Source organism: Leucothrix mucor DSM 2157, assembly GCF_000419525.1.
Lineage (GTDB): Bacteria > Pseudomonadota > Gammaproteobacteria > Thiotrichales > Thiotrichaceae > Leucothrix > Leucothrix mucor.
In genome coordinates, this window is sequence record NZ_ATTE01000001.1 from 3,123,653 (window position 1) to 3,140,141 (window position 16,489).

16 protein-coding genes are annotated in these 16,489 nt (G+C 47.1%); 7 read left to right on the top strand and 9 right to left on the bottom strand.

Translation table 11 applies throughout. The annotated features are described in order from the left end of the window. Nucleotides 1-21: 21 nt before the first annotated feature. Nucleotides 22-249 (bottom strand): FmdB family zinc ribbon protein, encoded by a 228-nt coding sequence (locus LEUMU_RS0114130; RefSeq protein ID WP_026744784.1) that lies wholly within the window; start codon nt 247-249, stop codon nt 22-24. 328 nt (nt 250-577) lie between these two features. On the opposite strand from LEUMU_RS0114130, the gene LEUMU_RS26135 reads away from it, so the two are divergent. From LEUMU_RS26135 to LEUMU_RS0114150, 4 genes are all read left to right on the top strand, one after another. After that, complete coding sequence (locus LEUMU_RS26135; protein ID WP_022952943.1) at nt 578-1,231, top strand: sugar transferase; 654 nt, start codon at nt 578-580, stop codon at nt 1,229-1,231. A 180-nt stretch (nt 1,232-1,411) separates the two neighbouring features. Beyond that, entirely contained in the window at nt 1,412-2,251 is an 840-nt protein-coding gene (locus LEUMU_RS0114140) for an SDR family NAD(P)-dependent oxidoreductase (protein WP_022952944.1), read from the top strand. Nucleotides 2,252-2,253: 2 nt separating this feature from the next. Continuing rightward, entirely contained in the window at nt 2,254-3,120 is an 867-nt protein-coding gene (locus LEUMU_RS0114145) for a DUF4743 domain-containing protein (RefSeq protein ID WP_022952945.1), read from the top strand. A 27-nt stretch (nt 3,121-3,147) separates the two neighbouring features. Then, entirely contained in the window at nt 3,148-4,521 is a 1,374-nt protein-coding gene (locus LEUMU_RS0114150; protein ID WP_022952946.1) for a leucyl aminopeptidase family protein, read from the top strand. 84 nt (nt 4,522-4,605) lie between these two features. Here LEUMU_RS0114150 and LEUMU_RS0114155 read toward each other — a convergent pair whose 3' ends face one another. Then, nucleotides 4,606-5,859 (bottom strand): O-antigen ligase family protein, encoded by a 1,254-nt coding sequence (locus LEUMU_RS0114155; protein ID WP_022952947.1) that lies wholly within the window; start codon nt 5,857-5,859, stop codon nt 4,606-4,608. Nucleotides 5,860-6,077: 218 nt separating this feature from the next. Between LEUMU_RS0114155 and LEUMU_RS0114160 the strand changes: the two genes are divergently transcribed. The 3 genes from LEUMU_RS0114160 to LEUMU_RS0114170 all read left to right on the top strand — a co-directional run bounded on the left by LEUMU_RS0114160 (nt 6,078) and on the right by LEUMU_RS0114170 (nt 11,030). Continuing rightward, entirely contained in the window at nt 6,078-7,955 is a 1,878-nt protein-coding gene (locus LEUMU_RS0114160) for a hypothetical protein (RefSeq protein ID WP_022952948.1), read from the top strand. 179 nt (nt 7,956-8,134) lie between these two features. Further along, nucleotides 8,135-10,387 carry a GumC family protein gene (locus LEUMU_RS0114165; protein ID WP_022952949.1) on the top strand — a complete coding sequence of 751 codons (2,253 nt, stop codon included), beginning with the start codon at nt 8,135-8,137 and terminating at the stop codon, nt 10,385-10,387. A gap of 94 nt (nt 10,388-10,481) precedes the next feature. Next, nucleotides 10,482-11,030 (top strand): hypothetical protein, encoded by a 549-nt coding sequence (locus tag LEUMU_RS0114170; protein WP_022952950.1) that lies wholly within the window; start codon nt 10,482-10,484, stop codon nt 11,028-11,030. A 37-nt stretch (nt 11,031-11,067) separates the two neighbouring features. Here the strand turns inward: LEUMU_RS0114170 and LEUMU_RS0114175 are convergent, their stop codons facing one another. The 7 genes from LEUMU_RS0114175 to infC all read right to left on the bottom strand — a co-directional run bounded on the left by LEUMU_RS0114175 (nt 11,068) and on the right by infC (nt 16,471). After that, the gene (locus LEUMU_RS0114175) at nt 11,068-11,424 is read right to left on the bottom strand and encodes a MerR family transcriptional regulator (RefSeq protein ID WP_022952951.1); all 357 of its coding nucleotides are present in this window, start codon (nt 11,422-11,424) and stop codon (nt 11,068-11,070) included. Further along, nucleotides 11,405-11,704 (bottom strand): integration host factor subunit alpha, encoded by a 300-nt coding sequence (ihfA, locus tag LEUMU_RS0114180; protein ID WP_022952952.1) that lies wholly within the window; start codon nt 11,702-11,704, stop codon nt 11,405-11,407. The genes LEUMU_RS0114175 and ihfA overlap by 20 nt, the downstream gene beginning before the upstream one ends. A 55-nt stretch (nt 11,705-11,759) precedes the next feature. Next, nucleotides 11,760-14,144, bottom strand: a complete 2,385-nt coding sequence (pheT, locus tag LEUMU_RS0114185; RefSeq protein ID WP_022952953.1) for a phenylalanine--tRNA ligase subunit beta — start codon at nt 14,142-14,144, stop codon at nt 11,760-11,762. Nucleotides 14,145-14,156: 12 nt separating this feature from the next. Then, a complete protein-coding gene (gene pheS, locus LEUMU_RS0114190) occupies nt 14,157-15,155 on the bottom strand; it encodes a phenylalanine--tRNA ligase subunit alpha (protein WP_211223088.1) in 999 nt (332 codons plus the stop codon). A gap of 123 nt (nt 15,156-15,278) precedes the next feature. Continuing rightward, complete coding sequence (gene rplT / locus LEUMU_RS0114195) at nt 15,279-15,638, bottom strand: 50S ribosomal protein L20 (RefSeq protein WP_022952955.1); 360 nt, start codon at nt 15,636-15,638, stop codon at nt 15,279-15,281. Nucleotides 15,639-15,652: 14 nt separating this feature from the next. Beyond that, nucleotides 15,653-15,850, bottom strand: coding sequence for a 50S ribosomal protein L35 (gene rpmI / locus LEUMU_RS0114200; protein WP_022952956.1), 198 nt, complete (start codon nt 15,848-15,850; stop codon nt 15,653-15,655). Between the two features lie 75 nt (nt 15,851-15,925). Continuing rightward, nucleotides 15,926-16,471, bottom strand: a complete 546-nt coding sequence (gene infC, locus LEUMU_RS0114205; protein ID WP_022952957.1) for a translation initiation factor IF-3 — start codon at nt 16,469-16,471, stop codon at nt 15,926-15,928. Between the last annotated feature and the right edge of the window lie 18 nt (nt 16,472-16,489).

The window sequence follows — 16,489 nt, forward strand, 5'->3', positions numbered from 1 at the left end:
AACGCATTACCCCGCGGGGCTCTAGCTTTCTTTAGAGCCCCCACTATCCGTTAAATTCTTTTTCTTTCCACTTTTAAAATCTGTCTCGTACCAGCCGCTACCACTTAAACGGAAGCCCGCTGCCGCAATCTTCTTCTTTAACGCTGGCTTGCCACAGGCAGGACAAACGGTTAGCGGTGCATCGCTTATTTTCTGAATAAACTCTTCGGAATGCTCGCACTCGGCACATTGATATTCGTAAATTGGCATGCTTAACCTCAAAAAATACAATAGAACTTCAGTCACTGAAATATTGGCGCGAAGCATAGACTTTTCAAGGCTATAGAAGCAACCAAAATACTTTATTACTCGCCCGTTAACGTCACGCCAGCGCTCCCTCTAGCGCACACTTTACACACTCTCGTCGCGCAGAGTTTAAGCACTCTCTCTGAGTACAAAATCACCTACCGACCATCCGGCTCCCTTTTCGCTACCGTCTGATAGTAAATGCATTCCAAATTAACGGCAGCTGAATTAACTATAGCGAAAAACCTACTACCCCCACCCCTCAAATTATAACTATCTACGAGGATAGACAATGGAAAAAGTGACGGCTCAATGGAAGGGCTCCAGTATAGACCTTGGCAATAATATGCTAAAAAGAACGGTGGACTGTATTGGATCACTAGTATTAATAATAATTTTTTCCCCTATCTTGGCCATTATTGCACTGCTGATTCGCCGCGACGGTGGCTCAAGCATCTATAAACAAGAACGGATTGGCTACGGCGGAAAAACCTTTAAATGTTACAAGTTTCGCAGCATGGTGATGAACTCCAAGCAACGCCTGGAAGAAGTATTAGCAGCAGACCCTAAAGCGCGTGAAGAATGGGAAAATGACTTCAAACTGAAGAATGATCCTCGCATTACGGCGATTGGTAACTTTCTGCGCAAGACCAGCTTGGATGAGTTGCCACAGTTATTCAATGTACTGCAAGGCGACATGAGCTTAGTTGGCCCACGTCCGGTTGTGCCTGATGAGTTACCACGCTATGGCGCACTGACTCAAAAATATCTCTCAGCCCGTCCGGGTATGACAGGTCTTTGGCAGGTTAGCGGCAGAAATGATGTCACCTATCGTGAGCGTGTAAGTCTTGATTGTTATTACATCGAAAACTGGAAGTTGCACACCGACTTCGTATTGATGCTAAAAACTGTCACCGTTATTTTTCATGGCAAAGGTGCTTACTAAAGCCTATGTCATCTGGTTTGTGTCCGATACCCCACGTCGGGCGCAAATCTCCCGTTTACTGCTCACCACCTAAATCCGCCTTTGTAACACCCTCACCTCCTCTCTGATGTTTAAATACCATCGCTCGTAGCAATGATCTGTTACTGATTTTCTAAAGGACTTTCTGGTAGGATTATCCGCATGAAAACTATACTGATTACAGGATGCTCAAGTGGCATCGGCTACTGCGTGGCCAAAGGCTTGCAGTCCAAAGGCTACCGCGTATTGGCAACCACTCGAAAGCCTGACGATGTAGCGCGCCTACAGCAAGAAGGGCTAGAAAGCTTTGTGCTGGATGTCAGTGATTCAAACAGCATTATCAATGCCGTTGAGACCATTGAAACCTTATGCAATGGCGAGCTGTATGCGGTATTCAATAACGCCGGCTACGGACAAGCCGGTGCTGTTGAAGACTTAAGCCGAGAAGCCATGGAAAAGCAATTCGCTACCAATGTGTTTGGCGCGATGGAACTGACCAATCGCTTGATCCCCTTACTCAGAAAACAAAGTGCTGCGCGAATTTTATTTAATAGCTCCGTGTTAGGCCTAATCACTCTGCCATATCGTGGCGCTTACAATGCCAGCAAGTTTGCCATGGAAGGTTTTGCCGACACGCTGCGCTTAGAACTTCACCGCACTAAGATTGACGTTAGCTTGATCGAGCCAGGCCCGGTCACTAGCCATTTTCGCCCCAACTCTCTGGCAGCCTTAAAAGCGAATATTGATATCGAAGGCAGCGTTCACCGCAAACAGTATCAGCGACAAATAAAACGCATGGAAACCGTTGGCCCCAGCGCGCCATTTACACTACCGCCCGAGGCCGTTTTGGCAAAAGTCATTCATGCATTGGAAAGTAACAAGCCAAAGCCTCGTTATTACGTCACCTTCCCCACTTACTTATTTGGGACTTTGCGCAGAATTCTCCCCACCCGCTGGCTGGATAAGGTACTTTTGTATGTTTCAAAATCGGAAATGCAATAACTATGGGCTATCTAAGACATATCCGGCAATGCAATCAATTCGCAGCTGAAGACTTTTTACCGTTCTACATTGGTCAACAGTGTTACGGTTTAACCCATAAAAATCACATTAGTCATCTGTTGGATTGGCCTGAGGTGTTTGATGCTGATGGCGAAGGTTTGTACCTGAATCCAGCTCTGGATACTCCGGAAGCTCGCACTCAGGCAGTTGACCCCATTATGCGCAGCCTGCACCAGCAAGGCGTAATCGATTCATGGGTCGGTGAGCAATACAGCATTAGTACGACCTTTGGCGGTAACTCGATGATGTTGATCGAGCGGGCCGCTGTCGCGTTTCTTGGCATTAAGGGCTACGGCATTCACATGAATGGTCTGGTGCAAAAAGCGGATGGTGTTTATGTGTGGGTTGCGGTGCGCTCATTAAGCAAACCTTTCTGGCCGGGCCAATTAGATCAAATGGTCGCTGGTGGCCAACCTGAGGGCATCGGCTTGCTCGATAACTTAGTAAAAGAGGCCGGTGAAGAGGCCGCTATTCCAGAGTCCGTCGCTCGAACCGCCAGCTTCGAAGGTGAAATTCATTATTGCGCAGCCACTCATCGCGGCATTAACAATGATGGCATTTTCATTTATGACCTGTGGCTGGACGAAGACTTTGTACCGCACAATACCGACGGCGAAGTTGAGTCTTTCCAATTGATGTCACTGAAAGAAATGGCGGAGATCGTCGAAACCAGCGATAAATTCAAAGATAACTGCAACTTAGTCAATATTGACCTGTTATTGCGACAAGGTGTTATTGACCAATCACATCCGGAGTATCAGGCAATTACTGATACGCTATACCAACAAAACAATGCGCTGAGCAATTAAGCCAACAACCTGACCCGAGCACCTACTATGCCTTATACCAGTGACCTCACTCATGACTACATCCCACTTACGCCGGTTCCAAAAAGCCAGCTCGACTCACTGATCAAGCTCTCTAAACCGGTCGTTGCTAACTGGATTAAACAATCAGGCTTTCAGGCCGGCGAAGGTGAGTTTTGTCTAATCAGCAATGAACACGGCGATTTAAGCGAAGTACTGATTGGCATTCCGGAAACCGGTGAGCGACGCTGGGCGCTGGCTGGACTGCCATCCAAGCTACCCGCTAAGCGCTACCAACTGCATTGCAACTGGAGCGAAGCCGAACAGACCCAAGCGCTGATTGGTTGGGGACTGGGTTGTTACCAGTTTGATCACTTCATTGATAAGGATAAACGCAGCGCATTAATTCATTTGCCTCAGTCAATGAAAACGACCGTGATGGCTTTTTATGAGTCGCTATGCACCGTACGCGATCTTATCAATATGCCAGCGAACCACATGATGCCAGAGCATTTATCCCAAGAGCTACGCACGCTAGCCACGGAATATCATGCCCGCTTTAGTGAAGTAGTTGGTGATGAATTATTGCAGCAGAACTACCCAACAATTCATGCTGTTGGCCGCGCGAGCGACCATGCTCCACGCTTGCTGTCATTGCATTGGGGTGACCCTGAGCATAAGAAGCTTATTTTAGTGGGCAAAGGTGTGTGTTTTGATACTGGTGGATTAGACCTGAAGCCATCTTCCTCAATGCGCCAAATGAAAAAAGACATGGGTGGTGCGGCGCATGTACTTGGCCTTGCTAAGCTGATTATGTCGCTTAAGCTTCCTGTGTCGTTAGAAGTCTTGATCCCAGCCGTTGATAATGCTGTTTCCGGCGATGCCTTTCGCCCTGGCGATGTGATTGTGACCCGCAGTGGTATCAGCGTCGAGATTGACAATACTGATGCCGAAGGTCGTCTAGTACTTTGTGATGCGCTAACGCAAGCCTGTGAAGACGAACCTGATCTGATTCTGGACTTTGCCACACTTACTGGCGCTGCCCGCGTGGCATTAGGCACCGAAGTGCCAGTATTATTCAGCAACCATGATGAGTTAGCTCGTGATATTCATCAGCAATCGATTAAAAGCGAAGAGTTGATCTGGCAATTGCCTTTGTATAAGCCTTACTTTGGCGGACTCAAAAGCACTGTTGCTGACATGATGAATGCAACGTCTGGTGGCTATGGTGGCGCAATCACGGCTGCTTTATATCTAAATGAATTTGTGGATGATGATATTGAGTGGGGACATATTGATCTGATGGCCTTTAATATTCGTGATCGCCCCGGACGGCCGATCGGTGGAGAAGCTATGGGATTGTTCTCAGTATTTGATTACTTGCAGAGTCGCTACACAGAATAAATGTTAGCAAAACCTGCCTGATACACTATCGGGCAGGTTTCTAAAAAGATCAGCGTAAAAGCGTCATGTAAGCTTTAGGATGAGCTAGGCCACCCGATACATGGCTTGCTTGAGCGCTGTTTGCTCTGCCGCTCTTTTCCGCGAATAGTACAAACCATGAGCGCCGATCACCGCCCATACAAACCAGATTTCTTTCAGGTTTTGTGAGTGAAGCGTCATCTGGGACACCGCAATCGTCACCCATAAGGTCAGCAAAAAGAACTTTGTTTCAATATCGCACTTCAGCGCGTAGTAAAGCAAACTACCAACCATCAGCAAATAAATCGCCAAGCCAATGAGCCCATTCTCAGTCAGAATTTGCACGTAGGAGTTGTGCGCCCAAGCAAATTCAACATGATAAGGGTTTAGCACTACGCCTAATGAGCCAGTTCCATTCCCCAAAAGCGGACTGTCCTTCCACGCATCGATACTGTGCTGCCAAATAACTTCCCGATAGTTCAAATCCCCTGACTTCAAAGACTTACCTAGTGAGAAAATGCGCTCTACCGAAGCCGCTGGCGCAAGACTAACAACGCCTATCGCCCCCCCAATTACACCACCGGTATAAATCATTTTCAGATTGAACGACGCTTTGCGTTGTGTGAATGCCAGATACATTAAACCGATCACTCCCGTGACCAGACCAGTTCGGGTACCGGTTAAAAAGATTCCGTAGAAGATGATGGGAATGCTGGCAACATTAAATAACCTAGCCAGTGGGTGCCGATATTGTGTGTAAAGCCACACCGCCATTGGAATACCTAATGACAGAATAATGGCCATATTATCGGTTTCGATATGCTCAACCGTGTAACGGTTGTAATAAGGGCCGGTCACACCGTTTAAAAAATTGTTAAAGATAATGCCGGTTGCGGTCAAAGTCCCGCAGACATAAGCCTGATACGCCCAGCGAAACTTATAAGGAATATTAATCAAGTAGGTAAACATAAACGACATCATGATAAGCATGAAGTACGTTTTCAGAATTTCCGGCCCCCAACTCATGGCTGGCGTCCACCAAATCCCGACTAGATACCAAACCGCCAGCAGCAGTGCAAATAGGTTGAATGCTGAAAAATCACGATGTGAGCCATGCAGCACTACCATTAGCAGTGTTAATGCCAGTGTCGGCATTGCGACAACTTTAGCTAAACCATCGTAAAGCCCCTCACCCCATGGGATCAGGAAAATCATCAACAATAAAAGCATCCACGTCATTTTATGCACGATGCCCATCGGTGGTGCGACCACAATCGGTATTGAAGCGTTTGCACGTGAAACTTTAAAGAGACTGGCCATTGCGTATGTTTTCTTTAATTATTTTTATATCAAAACACGATACCCCAGATTTGCAGAGGCCTAATAGCTAGCCTGATAAAACCTGCTATTTTTCCGAAGGATGGATTTACGACCCACCCAACATCGTCAAAATACAACCGCTGGTTGCTGGCATTCAGCTTTCTAACAACGATCAACGCTAGAATCACGGACAAGCTGTCTATGACCTTGTACTAATAATGAAAACAATTAAAACATTACTGTTTATTCTAATGCTTTGTGCATTACTGCTGTTAATCACCGTTGCACTACTGATTCCAGATCATCGTTACGAACAATTTCTGAACCAGCTTAACAACACAACACATTCCACAACTGAACAGCAAGCTCCTGTGGTTACCCCTAGCGGGATAACAAGGCAATCAACACCAGCCATATCACCAGCTACTGCAGCACCGGTAGCCAGCAAGCAGGCACCTACAACAAGAACAGCACCCAAGCCCGTCGCCACAGCTAATGTTGAAGTTATTAATGGTATGGACTGGCGCTTACCAAGCTATGCTAAACGTAATCGGCTCGGAGGTTTAGCCTCAGAAACTCGTGGTGACGACGACTATATTGCAGCTGATTTTCACATTGTCCGCTGGGACAAAACCAATCCCGCGCCAGGCGTTTATAACTTTGATGAACTGGAAAGTGCCATTAGAGACCGCCCCGCCCAACAAATTGTGTTGCGTCTAGAAACTTATTCAAAATGTGAAACGCCAGACTGGGCGCTTAGCCAACTACGCCACACTAAAGCTGGCACTCTGATTTTCTGGGACTCCCAATACCTCAAGCTACTCACGCCATACATTAAAGAATTTGCGAAACGGTTTGCTGGAAAGGCACAGGTCGTTGGTGTGCAATTGGGAATTGGTGATGGTGAGTACCGCGGCGACTGTCGTAACTTCGCACTTAAAGATGGCTGGGGCGAATTTAATATGTCCCCTACCCAACTAAGCGAAGCACAAAATAACTTTGGGCTAACTCCACAAATATTAGAAACGTCTACCAAGCGCATTGTTGATGTTTATGCAGCGGCTTTTGCGAGAAACGTTTGGAAGCTCGCTTTTAACAACGTTGACCAGTTTTCATGGGAAGCAATTGCCGACCCTTACAATCAAAAGATTCCGGAAATTGCCCGCTATGTATTAGAAAAGGGTCTCGGTAATCGTGACGGCCAAGTTGAGCACTGGATGCGTTACATACAACAGGTGTATGGCATGCAGGTCACTCCAGCCAACAATGGTACTTGCTCGCTAGATATGGATGAGCGCGTTGCTGACCGCTTCGCAGGACGCTACTGGGGAACTGAAAATGAGTTCTATGGGGATTTGGATTATGTCCGTGCAGAGCATGGTAGCTATCAGAATCAGTCATATCGGTTTTTTGTAAGCTCATTAAGGGCACTACAGATGCGCCGCAACTACTCTCTACTGTTTGCTCGTGGCATGAAAAAGCTTGATGATCCTGTTTATAAAACGCAGGATTTTTTGCACTATTTAGATAAAACCATGGGTAAGCAACACGCTAACACACCAGATGCCTTTATCTTGCTGGGTGAGCGTTATGTCGCTGATTATCGCTTGCCAGAATACCCACAACGCGCCGAGTGCCGCACTCAAGATCGTGTTTCTTTCCGCTCCTTTGGGCGTTGGATTACCGAAACCAGCGATAGCCAACCTGCTGTGAAAATTCGTATGCCAGCTTCTGATAAATACTGGGGACAAGGCTTTTACTTGCCTACAGGAATTGATTATGAGTATGCCGCACGGGCATCCAAGCGCTTTACATTTAACTTAAACGATGAGCTGATCAAAGCTCGCTGCTTGAGTGGCTGCTCTGTTCAAGTCAAACTAAGCTACAAGGATGATAATCAAACCAAATTATGGCTTAGCAGCGCAGCTGGCAACACGGGAGCACTAGTGACCAAAGGGGATGGCAAGATTAAAACAGCCACCTTCGAGCTCAACACAACCTTCAACAATCAGCTACAAGGAAAGGACCTGATTGTGCAAACGGATGGCAATCCACTGAGCTTAATGATGCTGCGAATCAATTTTCTCAACCCTTGATCAGAAGGATTGAGCACTCGCTACCCATTCATCAAGAAATCGTTTACGTACACAGTCGTTGCTCTTAACATTGTAAATATATTATTCCAATAATTCGCATAAGACGAACTTTAGCCACATACCATACCCCTCGGCCGAAGAACGTTAACGAGAAGATAATAAAGAATTAGGATCACATCATGTCAAGAGTCCCGGCGGTACACCAGCGGGCAGGGGCGCAGAATATCGCGCCCGTAACTGCCCCTCACATACAGGCTATGCAGCCACCGCAGGAGAAAGAACTCTCCTTGCGTGATATTTTTGCGATTCTAGCCCGCCGCAAATGGACAATACTGTTCACAACATTATTCACACTGCTGTTTGCCTTGCTATTTACCTTCTCCACCAAGCCTAGCTATGTTGCTCATGCGACAATCCAGATTGAGCGTGAAGGCCCGCAAGTTGTTAGCTTTGGGCAAACTGAAGCCAGAACAACCAGTGTTGACTCGCTGCAAGACCCTTTCTTCCGTACTCGTTATGAGATGCTGAAGAGCCGTGTGCTGGCAGAAAAAGTCATCGCACAAGAGAACTTGGAACAAAGCCTGAGAACGGCTGGCGAACCACCAGAAAGCATGGCCGGATTCTTCAAATTATTCTCATTACCAGACTTTTCAAAGCTGACCAAAACAGATTCCTCTGCGAGCTCTGCACCACCACGTCAGGAAGATATTACTGAGATTTTTGGTAAGCATCTGCAAATCCAACCGATTGATGGCACGCATCTTGTAAAAATATTCTACGAGGGAAGCTCTCCGAGTGAATCACAGCGCGCAGTTAATAGCGTTATCAATAACTTCATTCAACTGCAGATTGATACCAAAAGTGAAACCGGCGAATATGCCAAAGAGTTCCTGAGCCGCGAGCTAGAGAAAGCCCGCCAAAGCCTGCAAGACTCTGAGCAACGATTGGTTGATTACTCCAACAAGAACGGCATTCTAAGCATTGATACGGGCCAAAGCCGCTATGTTAGAAAGTTGAATGACCTGAGCTCAGCACTTGTACAAGCCGAAATACGCCGCACTGCTGCAGAAAGTATGTACCGTGAAATGCAAAACACTGGTTCCGTATCAACTGTACTAAATAATCAGGTCGTTATTAGCCTGAAAGGCCGTTTGGTTGCACTGGAAGGCGAGTATCAGGAAAAGCTTAAGCTGTTCAAACCTGGTTATCCCGATATGCAGCGCCTACAGCAACAAGTGAATGATACGCGCGCCAAGCTACAAACGGAGATGAACACCATCAGAGGCTCGCTAGAATCTGACTTTGAGTCTGCTCGTCGTCAGGAGCGTAAACTGCGTTCCGAGCTGGCTGGATTTAATAAAGAGCTTTACTCGCTGCAAGGCAATAGCATCAACTACAACACCCTAAAGCGTGAAGTAGACTCCAGTGGTAAGCTCTACAATGGCTTGCTGGAGCGTCTGGAAGAAGTTGAAGTGGCAGCATCAGCCAACTCAAATACCAGCAATATCAGCATTATTGACCCTGCTCGTGAGCCATTCAAAAAATACCGTCCAAATCCAAAGTTGAATATTTTGGTTGGGACTTTAGGCGGAGTATTGCTGGGCCTTGGTTTTGCATTCCTACGTGACTCGCTTGATCAGTCGATTAAGACTCCAGATGACTTGCACAAATTTACCGGCATCTCAGTACTGGGCATGATTCCTCGCCCACAACGTGCGGTAAAGCGCAACCTGGCCCTAGCTTGTAAAACAGCGCCCAATAGTCAGTTCGCCGAAGCTTATCGAGTGTTTGCTGCAAATATGCGCTTCCAAAGCGACCAAGGTGAAGATCAGGTGTTACTGATTACCAGCGCCATGGAAGAAGAAGGCAAAAGTACTACTGCCTGCAACTTGGCTTGTGCCTATGCTCAGATGGGTATGCGTGTGCTATTGATTGATGCCGATCTACGCCATCCAACAATCCACACTAAAATCGGCATTCCAAACGATGTAGGCCTAACCGATTATCTTGGCAATGAAACCGACCTGATTGGTATCACCAAGACGATTAAAGCGATTCCAAATCTGTACGTCATTACTGCCGGTGGCTTTGATGATGACCCAATGCGCATGTTGAGTAGTGAAAAAATGGCCTACTTGGTCTCACAAGCTTCGCAACGCTTTGATTTTGTGATTATTGACTCGGCGCCAGCATCAGGGCTTGCAGAGACACTAGTATTGTCCTCACTAGCGACTCGCACACTGATCGTAACCAATGAAAACAATATGAAGACACAGTCCGCCCGAATTAAGCGCACAGTGGAATCATTAAGCCGGATTAAGCAGAACGTAACAGGCTTTTTATTGGTTAATGCTAAAATAGCACCACAGGATCGCAAGTATCACCAAAAATCACGTCGCCGCAATAGCCAAAAGCTACTACGAGAAGCTTGATTAAAATAAAGTATGGTCGCTGCGCTGGTTAATCAGCGCGCGTTCTGCTCTAATTATCTTTTCTACCGATCAGGATAGGCAAGGTTGCGTTTGCATGAAATTTAAATGGATTTTCTGGACACTGGTTATAGCAGCTATCGTGTTCTTTTCTGTCGTTTACTTCGGCATTAAGTACAACTGGGTTAATCAGGCTGCTCCCAAGTATCCAACTTCTGACTTCGTCAAACAAACAGATGCCACCGGCACCCTCCCCTTGGGGGTTCCCACGATCGAAAATGACGGCCAGGCAACAACCACAGCACCCAACTCAGGCAATGGCGTTAAGCCAGAGTTACTGGATGAGGAGCCTGTTGCCATAGACTCTCAAATATTAGGCTCTGCTTCTCTCAACATCGAACAGATTGTTGATCAGTGTCATAGCATTGCCACTAATGTCGGCATTCCTGCTGAGCAATTCGATCAAGCTGTTTTGGAGTGTATTGAGCGCAACAGTAATCACCTGAATGATGACGCGCCTGAAGCTCTAAGTGAACGTGAAATATTGATTAGAGAGCAATGCGATCTGGCGATCACACAGAAAGAACTTCTGTCAGAAGAGGAAGTAAAAATGTTGGTCGATGAGTGTGTGGCTTCAATGCAATAAGCTGAAGCCGCTCATGAGGTGAATACTAACCTAACTACTACTGCTTAAGTAGCTTCAGTATTTCTTCCAGCTCAGTAATGTACTGACGAATCAACTGCTTAGACTTGGTTGTATCATCTTCAGCTTCTTCACCGCTCAACTTAAGACGCGCACCACTAATGGTATAGCCATGCTCATACAGCAAACTGCGAATCTGCCTAATTAACAACACATCTTGGCGCTGATAATACCGGCGATTTCCGCGACGCTTCATTGGGTTCAGGTTTGGAAATTCCTGCTCCCAATAACGAAGCACGTGCGACTTTACGCCGCACAACTCGCTTACTTCACCTATCGTGAAATAGCGCTTCCCCGGTATTGGGGGAAGCTCCTGATTATTCGACGGTTCCAGCATAGTGTTCTACCCGCTGTTTCAGTTTTTGTCCGGGGCGGAAAGTTACCACCCGTCGCGCACTTACAGGGATTGCTTCGCCAGACTTAGGGTTTCTCCCAGGACGTTGATTCTTGTCCCGCAGAGTGAAATTACCAAAACCTGATAATTTCACACCTTCACCGCGCTCTAAAGCACCACGCACTTCCTCAAAAAACATCTCGACGAGCTCCTTGGCTTCACGCTTGTTTAAACCAAGTTCATCAAATAAATGTTCGACCATTTCTGCTTTGGTCAATGTCATTACTTTAGCTCCTACACCTACGAGAATTGAGAGTTTTTAGTGGGCCAATACGCCTTCACGAACGAAGTACTGCACCTGTTTGCTTTTCCAGCAATTGCACGATCTCAGCGACATGTGCATTGATGTCCGCATCCTCTAGGGTGCGTGAAAAGTCTTGGAAAATCAAGCCTAAAGCCAAGCTTTTTTGCCCTGCTTCGACCCCAGGACCTTGATATACATCGAAGATTGCGTGACTCTTAAGCGCGTCAATTCCCGCCATATCAAGCGTCTGACTAATCGCAGCAGCCGTCACCGACTGATCCAAAATCAAGGCAAGATCCCGACGAATGGATGGGAAGCGAGACAGTTTCTGATAAGCCGGCAACGACTTCTTCGAAACGTAATCCAGATCCATCTCAAACAGATACACGTTCTGAGAAATTCCCAACGCTTTTTCAAGGCGCGGATGCAGGCACCCAACCCAGCCAACAACATGATCATTGTCCAAGATCTGTGCGGACTGACCAGGGTGCAATGCAGGGTGAGCGACTGCTGCGAAGTGATACTTCGTTTCAGTAGCTTCAGCCAGCAAACGCTCAACGTGTCCTTTGATATCAAAGAAGTCGACAGCGCGTGCTTTAGTATCCCAGTTCTCAGGATTCAAGGTACCTGTAATGACGCCAGCTAACTGCTTGCGCTGCTGAATGCCTGACTCACCATTGACAAAGTTCAGGCCCATCTCGAACAAGCGAACGCGAGTCTGCTGACGGTTAAGATTCTTAACCAGTGCCGGCAACAACCCAGACCACAGCGTGCTACGCATAATGGCCAACTCTTCTGAAATCGGATTAGCCAAACGAATCTGCTGGTGTGCAGGATTGAGCATCAATTCCATCTCAGCAGGCACAAAGCTGTAAGTCACCGCTTCGCGATAGCCTTCAGAAACTAGAATACGACGCAACACATCTTCACGAACCTGAGTTTCAGGAACGGCGGTAATGCGTGGTGTCATTGGGCGTAGCCGGGATGGAACCTTGTCGTAGCCATAGATACGCGCGACTTCTTCAACCAAATCCACTTCACGCGCAATATCAAAACGGAATACTGGAGGTACTACTGACCACTCTGCATCCGAAACCTCAACCACACAACCTAGGCGCGTTAAAATATCGGTTACACGCTCAGCATCGACCTCAATGCCTAGGTGACGCAGGATGTCGGACTTTTTCAGAGTAATTGCAGAGCGCGTTAACAACTCTGGGTTACTAATCACATCGTTAACCGGCCCAACGTCACCACCACAAATCTCAACGATTAACTGTGTTGCGCGCTGCAAAGCCTTAACTTGCAAGTCTGGCGACACACCACGCTCAAAGCGATGTGATGAGTCAGTATGCAAACCATAAGTACGCGACTTGCCCATAATTTTCTCAGGCACAAAATACGCGCTTTCTAAGAAGATATGCTTGGTATCATCGGTGACAGAGCTTAGCTCTCCACCCATAATTCCGGCCAGTGCCAATGCTTTTTCCTGATCCGCAATAACCAACGTATCTTCACGTAGACTTACATCACGACCATCAAGCAATTTCAGTGGCTCACCGGCTTTACCCTGACGCAGCTGAATACCACCGGATAACTTATCCAGATCAAAACCATGCATTGGCTGACCTAATTCCAGCAATACATAGTTAGTCACATCAACGACCGGGCCAAGACTACGAATATCCGCACGACGCAAACGCTCAACCATCCACAATGGCGTTTCCGCTTTTACATTGAGGTTGCGAATAATACGTCCGGCATAGCGCTGGCAACCTTCAGTGGATTGAATCTCTACCGGAAAGGCCTCATCCAATGACTCGGTAACATCAACGATCTCAGGCTCGGTAACTTCTGCCTGAGTCAATACACCAACTTCACGAGCGATACCAATCATGCTCAAGCAATCTGCGCGATTAGGCGTAGCGTCCAATTCCAGCACGACATCATCTAACATCAGATAGTCACGAACATCCGTACCGACTGGCGCATCTGCTGCAAACTCGTACAAACCATCAGAGCTATCAGCTAAACCAAGCTCACTGGCAGAACACAACATGCCATGAGAAGGTACACCACGTAGCTTTGACTTCTTAATTTTAAAACTACCCTCACTATCGCCTAAAACCGCACCAATCATTGCCAGAGGCGCTTTTAAGCCTGCGCGGGCATTGGGTGCACCACAGACAATCTGAAGCATTTCTTCGCCACCACAGTCAACCTGACAAATCTGCAACTTGTCAGCATCCGGATGCTTTTCTGCACTAATAATCTGACCGACAACCACATTGGTAAATGGATTAGCCACCGGCTCAATACCATCTAACTCAACACCGGCCATGGTAAGCTTGCTACCAATTTCAGCGGCATCAATTGCGGGGTTAACCCATTCGCGTAGCCACTTTTCACTGACTTTCATTCGTTTATCCCCTTAGCTGAATTGTTGTAGGAAGCGTGTATCGTTATCAAACAGAATACGCAAATCATCAATGCCATAACGCAGCATTGCTAAACGCTCTACACCAAAACCAAAGGCAAAGCCGGTATATTTATCCGAATCAACGCCTGTATGGCGCAGCACTTCCGGATGAACCATACCGCAGCCCATCACTTCCAACCAACCGGTATGACTGCAGACTTTGCAACCTTCACCCTGGCACAATACACACTGAATATCCGTCTCGGCAGATGGCTCAGTAAATGGGAAGTAAGATGCACGGAAACGAACAGGTAGCTCATCCACTTCAAAGAAGGCTTTGAAGAAGGCATCCAAAACACCCTTCAGATCAGCGAAAGTCACATCCTTATCAACCATCAAGCCTTCAACCTGATGGAACATTGGGCTGTGTGTAATATCGGAGTCACAACGATAGACACGACCCGGCGCAATCACCCGATACGGTGGCTCCTGATCTTCCATGGTGTGAATCTGTACTGATGAGGTGTGCGTGCGAAGCAGCAGACCACTATCAAAATAGAAAGTATCGTGCATGGCACGAGCCGGATGGTGCTCCGGTACATTTAACGCGGTAAAGTTATGGAAGTCGTCTTCAATTTCAGGGCCTTCAACAACGTCAAAACCCAACTGTGCAAAAATAGCTTCGATGCGCTTAATCGTCAGCGTGATCGGGTGCAGACTGCCAGCATCGCTATCGCGCCCGGGCAGTGTGACATCAACACGCTCAGCCTGAAGCCGCGCATTGAGCGCCTCTTCCTGCATGCTCTCTTTGCGCGCATCTAGTGCGGCAGCCAGTGCTTGCTTGCACTTGTTGATTTCCTGACCTGCTTCACGACGTTCTCCAGCGGGTAACTGTCCTAACTGCTTTAACTGCTCAGTTAGAATTCCTTTTTTCCCCATGTAACGAACACGCACTTCATCCAGCGCTGCTAAACCCGCAGCGGCAGCGATCTCTTCGTGCGCCTGCCCCATGAGCTCCAGTAATTGTTTCACAAAAAAACTCCCAGTAACTTCCGTTTTGGTCTTTCTAAAACCAAAAAAGCGGAGAAAGGCATCACCTTTCCCCGCTTTTCAGTTTGACTCGATACTATTGAATCAAGCAGCTAGGGCGGCTTTAGCCTGCTCTGCTACCTTACCAAAGGTATCAATATCATGTACTGCTAGGTCAGCCAGCATTTTACGGTCTACTTCGATACCAGCTTTGTTGATACCGTTGATTAAGCGACTGTAAGACAGATCAAACATACGTGCTGCCGCATTGATACGAACAATCCACAAACGACGGAATTGGCGTTTCTTTTGACGACGGTCACGGTACGCATACTGACCTGCTTTTGTAACTGCCTGAGTTGCGACGCGATATACACGGCTACGTGCGCCGTAATAACCTTTCGCTTTTTTCAGTACTTTTTTGTGCTTTGCACGGGCTGTTACACCCCGTTTTACTCTTGCCATTATCTAGTCTCCAATTAAGCGTAGGGCATCATTTTACGAACGGAAGGTGTATCGCATGCTTCTACGATATCGCCTGCACGTAGGTGACGCTTACGCTTAGAGCTCTTCTTGGTCAGAATATGACGTAAATGCGACTGCTTGCACTTGAAAGTGCCATTAGCCTTTTTGCGGAATCGCTTTGCAGCACCGCTGTTAGTTTTGATCTTAGGCATCTTTATCTCCGTTGATAACGGTTAATCAAACACCCCCCAAGAGTGCCCTCCTTGTAGGGGTGCGCAAAAATCGTGTTACTGTTTTTCTTTACTGATCGGGGCCATAACCATGATCATTTGTCGGCCTTCCATTTTCGGGAACTGCTCAACAACGGCGTATTCAGCTAAATCAGCTTCTACGCGCTTCAACATAACCATACCGAGATCACGATGAGCCATTTCACGTCCGCGGAAACGAACCGTTACTTTAGTCTTATCGCCGGCTTCCAGGAATTTCACCATATTACGCAACTTAATGTTGTAATCGCCGATATCGGTAACAGGACGGAATTTAATTTCCTTAACCTGTGTTTTCTTTTGCTTCTTCTTCGCGGCACCCTTCTTCTTGCTACTTTCGAACTTGAACTTTCCAAAGTCCATAATTCGGCAAACAGGGGGCTCTGCATTAGGTACAATTTCTACCAAATCCAATGTTACTGATGCAGCCATGCTCAGCGCTTCTTCTATCGAAACGACACCTACGTTTTCTCCTTCTGCATCAATCAACCGTACCTCAGGTAAAGTAATTTCCTCATTGACACGGTTCTTTTTCTGGTTGCGAGCGATACGCGTACCCTCCAAAACATTAAAAAATGGCGG

Excerpts from the sequence above, each read along its gene's own strand:
- LEUMU_RS0114145 (WP_022952945.1), top strand. The coding sequence starts at position 2,254 with ATGGGCTATCTAAGACATATCCGGCAATGCAATCAATTCGCAGCTGAA.
- LEUMU_RS0114140 (WP_022952944.1), top strand. The coding sequence starts at position 1,412 with ATGAAAACTATACTGATTACAGGATGCTCAAGTGGCATCGGCTACTGC.
- LEUMU_RS0114160 (WP_022952948.1), top strand. The coding sequence starts at position 6,078 with ATGAAAACAATTAAAACATTACTGTTTATTCTAATGCTTTGTGCATTA.
- rplT (WP_022952955.1), bottom strand. The coding sequence starts at position 15,638 with ATGGCAAGAGTAAAACGGGGTGTAACAGCCCGTGCAAAGCACAAAAAA.
- LEUMU_RS0114150 (WP_022952946.1), top strand. The coding sequence starts at position 3,148 with ATGCCTTATACCAGTGACCTCACTCATGACTACATCCCACTTACGCCG.
- ihfA (WP_022952952.1), bottom strand. The coding sequence starts at position 11,704 with ATGACATTGACCAAAGCAGAAATGGTCGAACATTTATTTGATGAACTT.
- LEUMU_RS26135 (WP_022952943.1), top strand. The coding sequence starts at position 578 with ATGGAAAAAGTGACGGCTCAATGGAAGGGCTCCAGTATAGACCTTGGC.
- rpmI (WP_022952956.1), bottom strand. The coding sequence starts at position 15,850 with ATGCCTAAGATCAAAACTAACAGCGGTGCTGCAAAGCGATTCCGCAAA.
- LEUMU_RS0114170 (WP_022952950.1), top strand. The coding sequence starts at position 10,482 with ATGAAATTTAAATGGATTTTCTGGACACTGGTTATAGCAGCTATCGTG.
- LEUMU_RS0114165 (WP_022952949.1), top strand. The coding sequence starts at position 8,135 with ATGTCAAGAGTCCCGGCGGTACACCAGCGGGCAGGGGCGCAGAATATC.
- LEUMU_RS0114175 (WP_022952951.1), bottom strand. The coding sequence starts at position 11,424 with ATGCTGGAACCGTCGAATAATCAGGAGCTTCCCCCAATACCGGGGAAG.
- pheS (WP_211223088.1), bottom strand. The coding sequence starts at position 15,155 with ATGGGGCAGGCGCACGAAGAGATCGCTGCCGCTGCGGGTTTAGCAGCG.
- pheT (WP_022952953.1), bottom strand. The coding sequence starts at position 14,144 with ATGAAAGTCAGTGAAAAGTGGCTACGCGAATGGGTTAACCCCGCAATT.
- LEUMU_RS0114155 (WP_022952947.1), bottom strand. The coding sequence starts at position 5,859 with ATGGCCAGTCTCTTTAAAGTTTCACGTGCAAACGCTTCAATACCGATT.
- LEUMU_RS0114130 (WP_026744784.1), bottom strand. The coding sequence starts at position 249 with ATGCCAATTTACGAATATCAATGTGCCGAGTGCGAGCATTCCGAAGAG.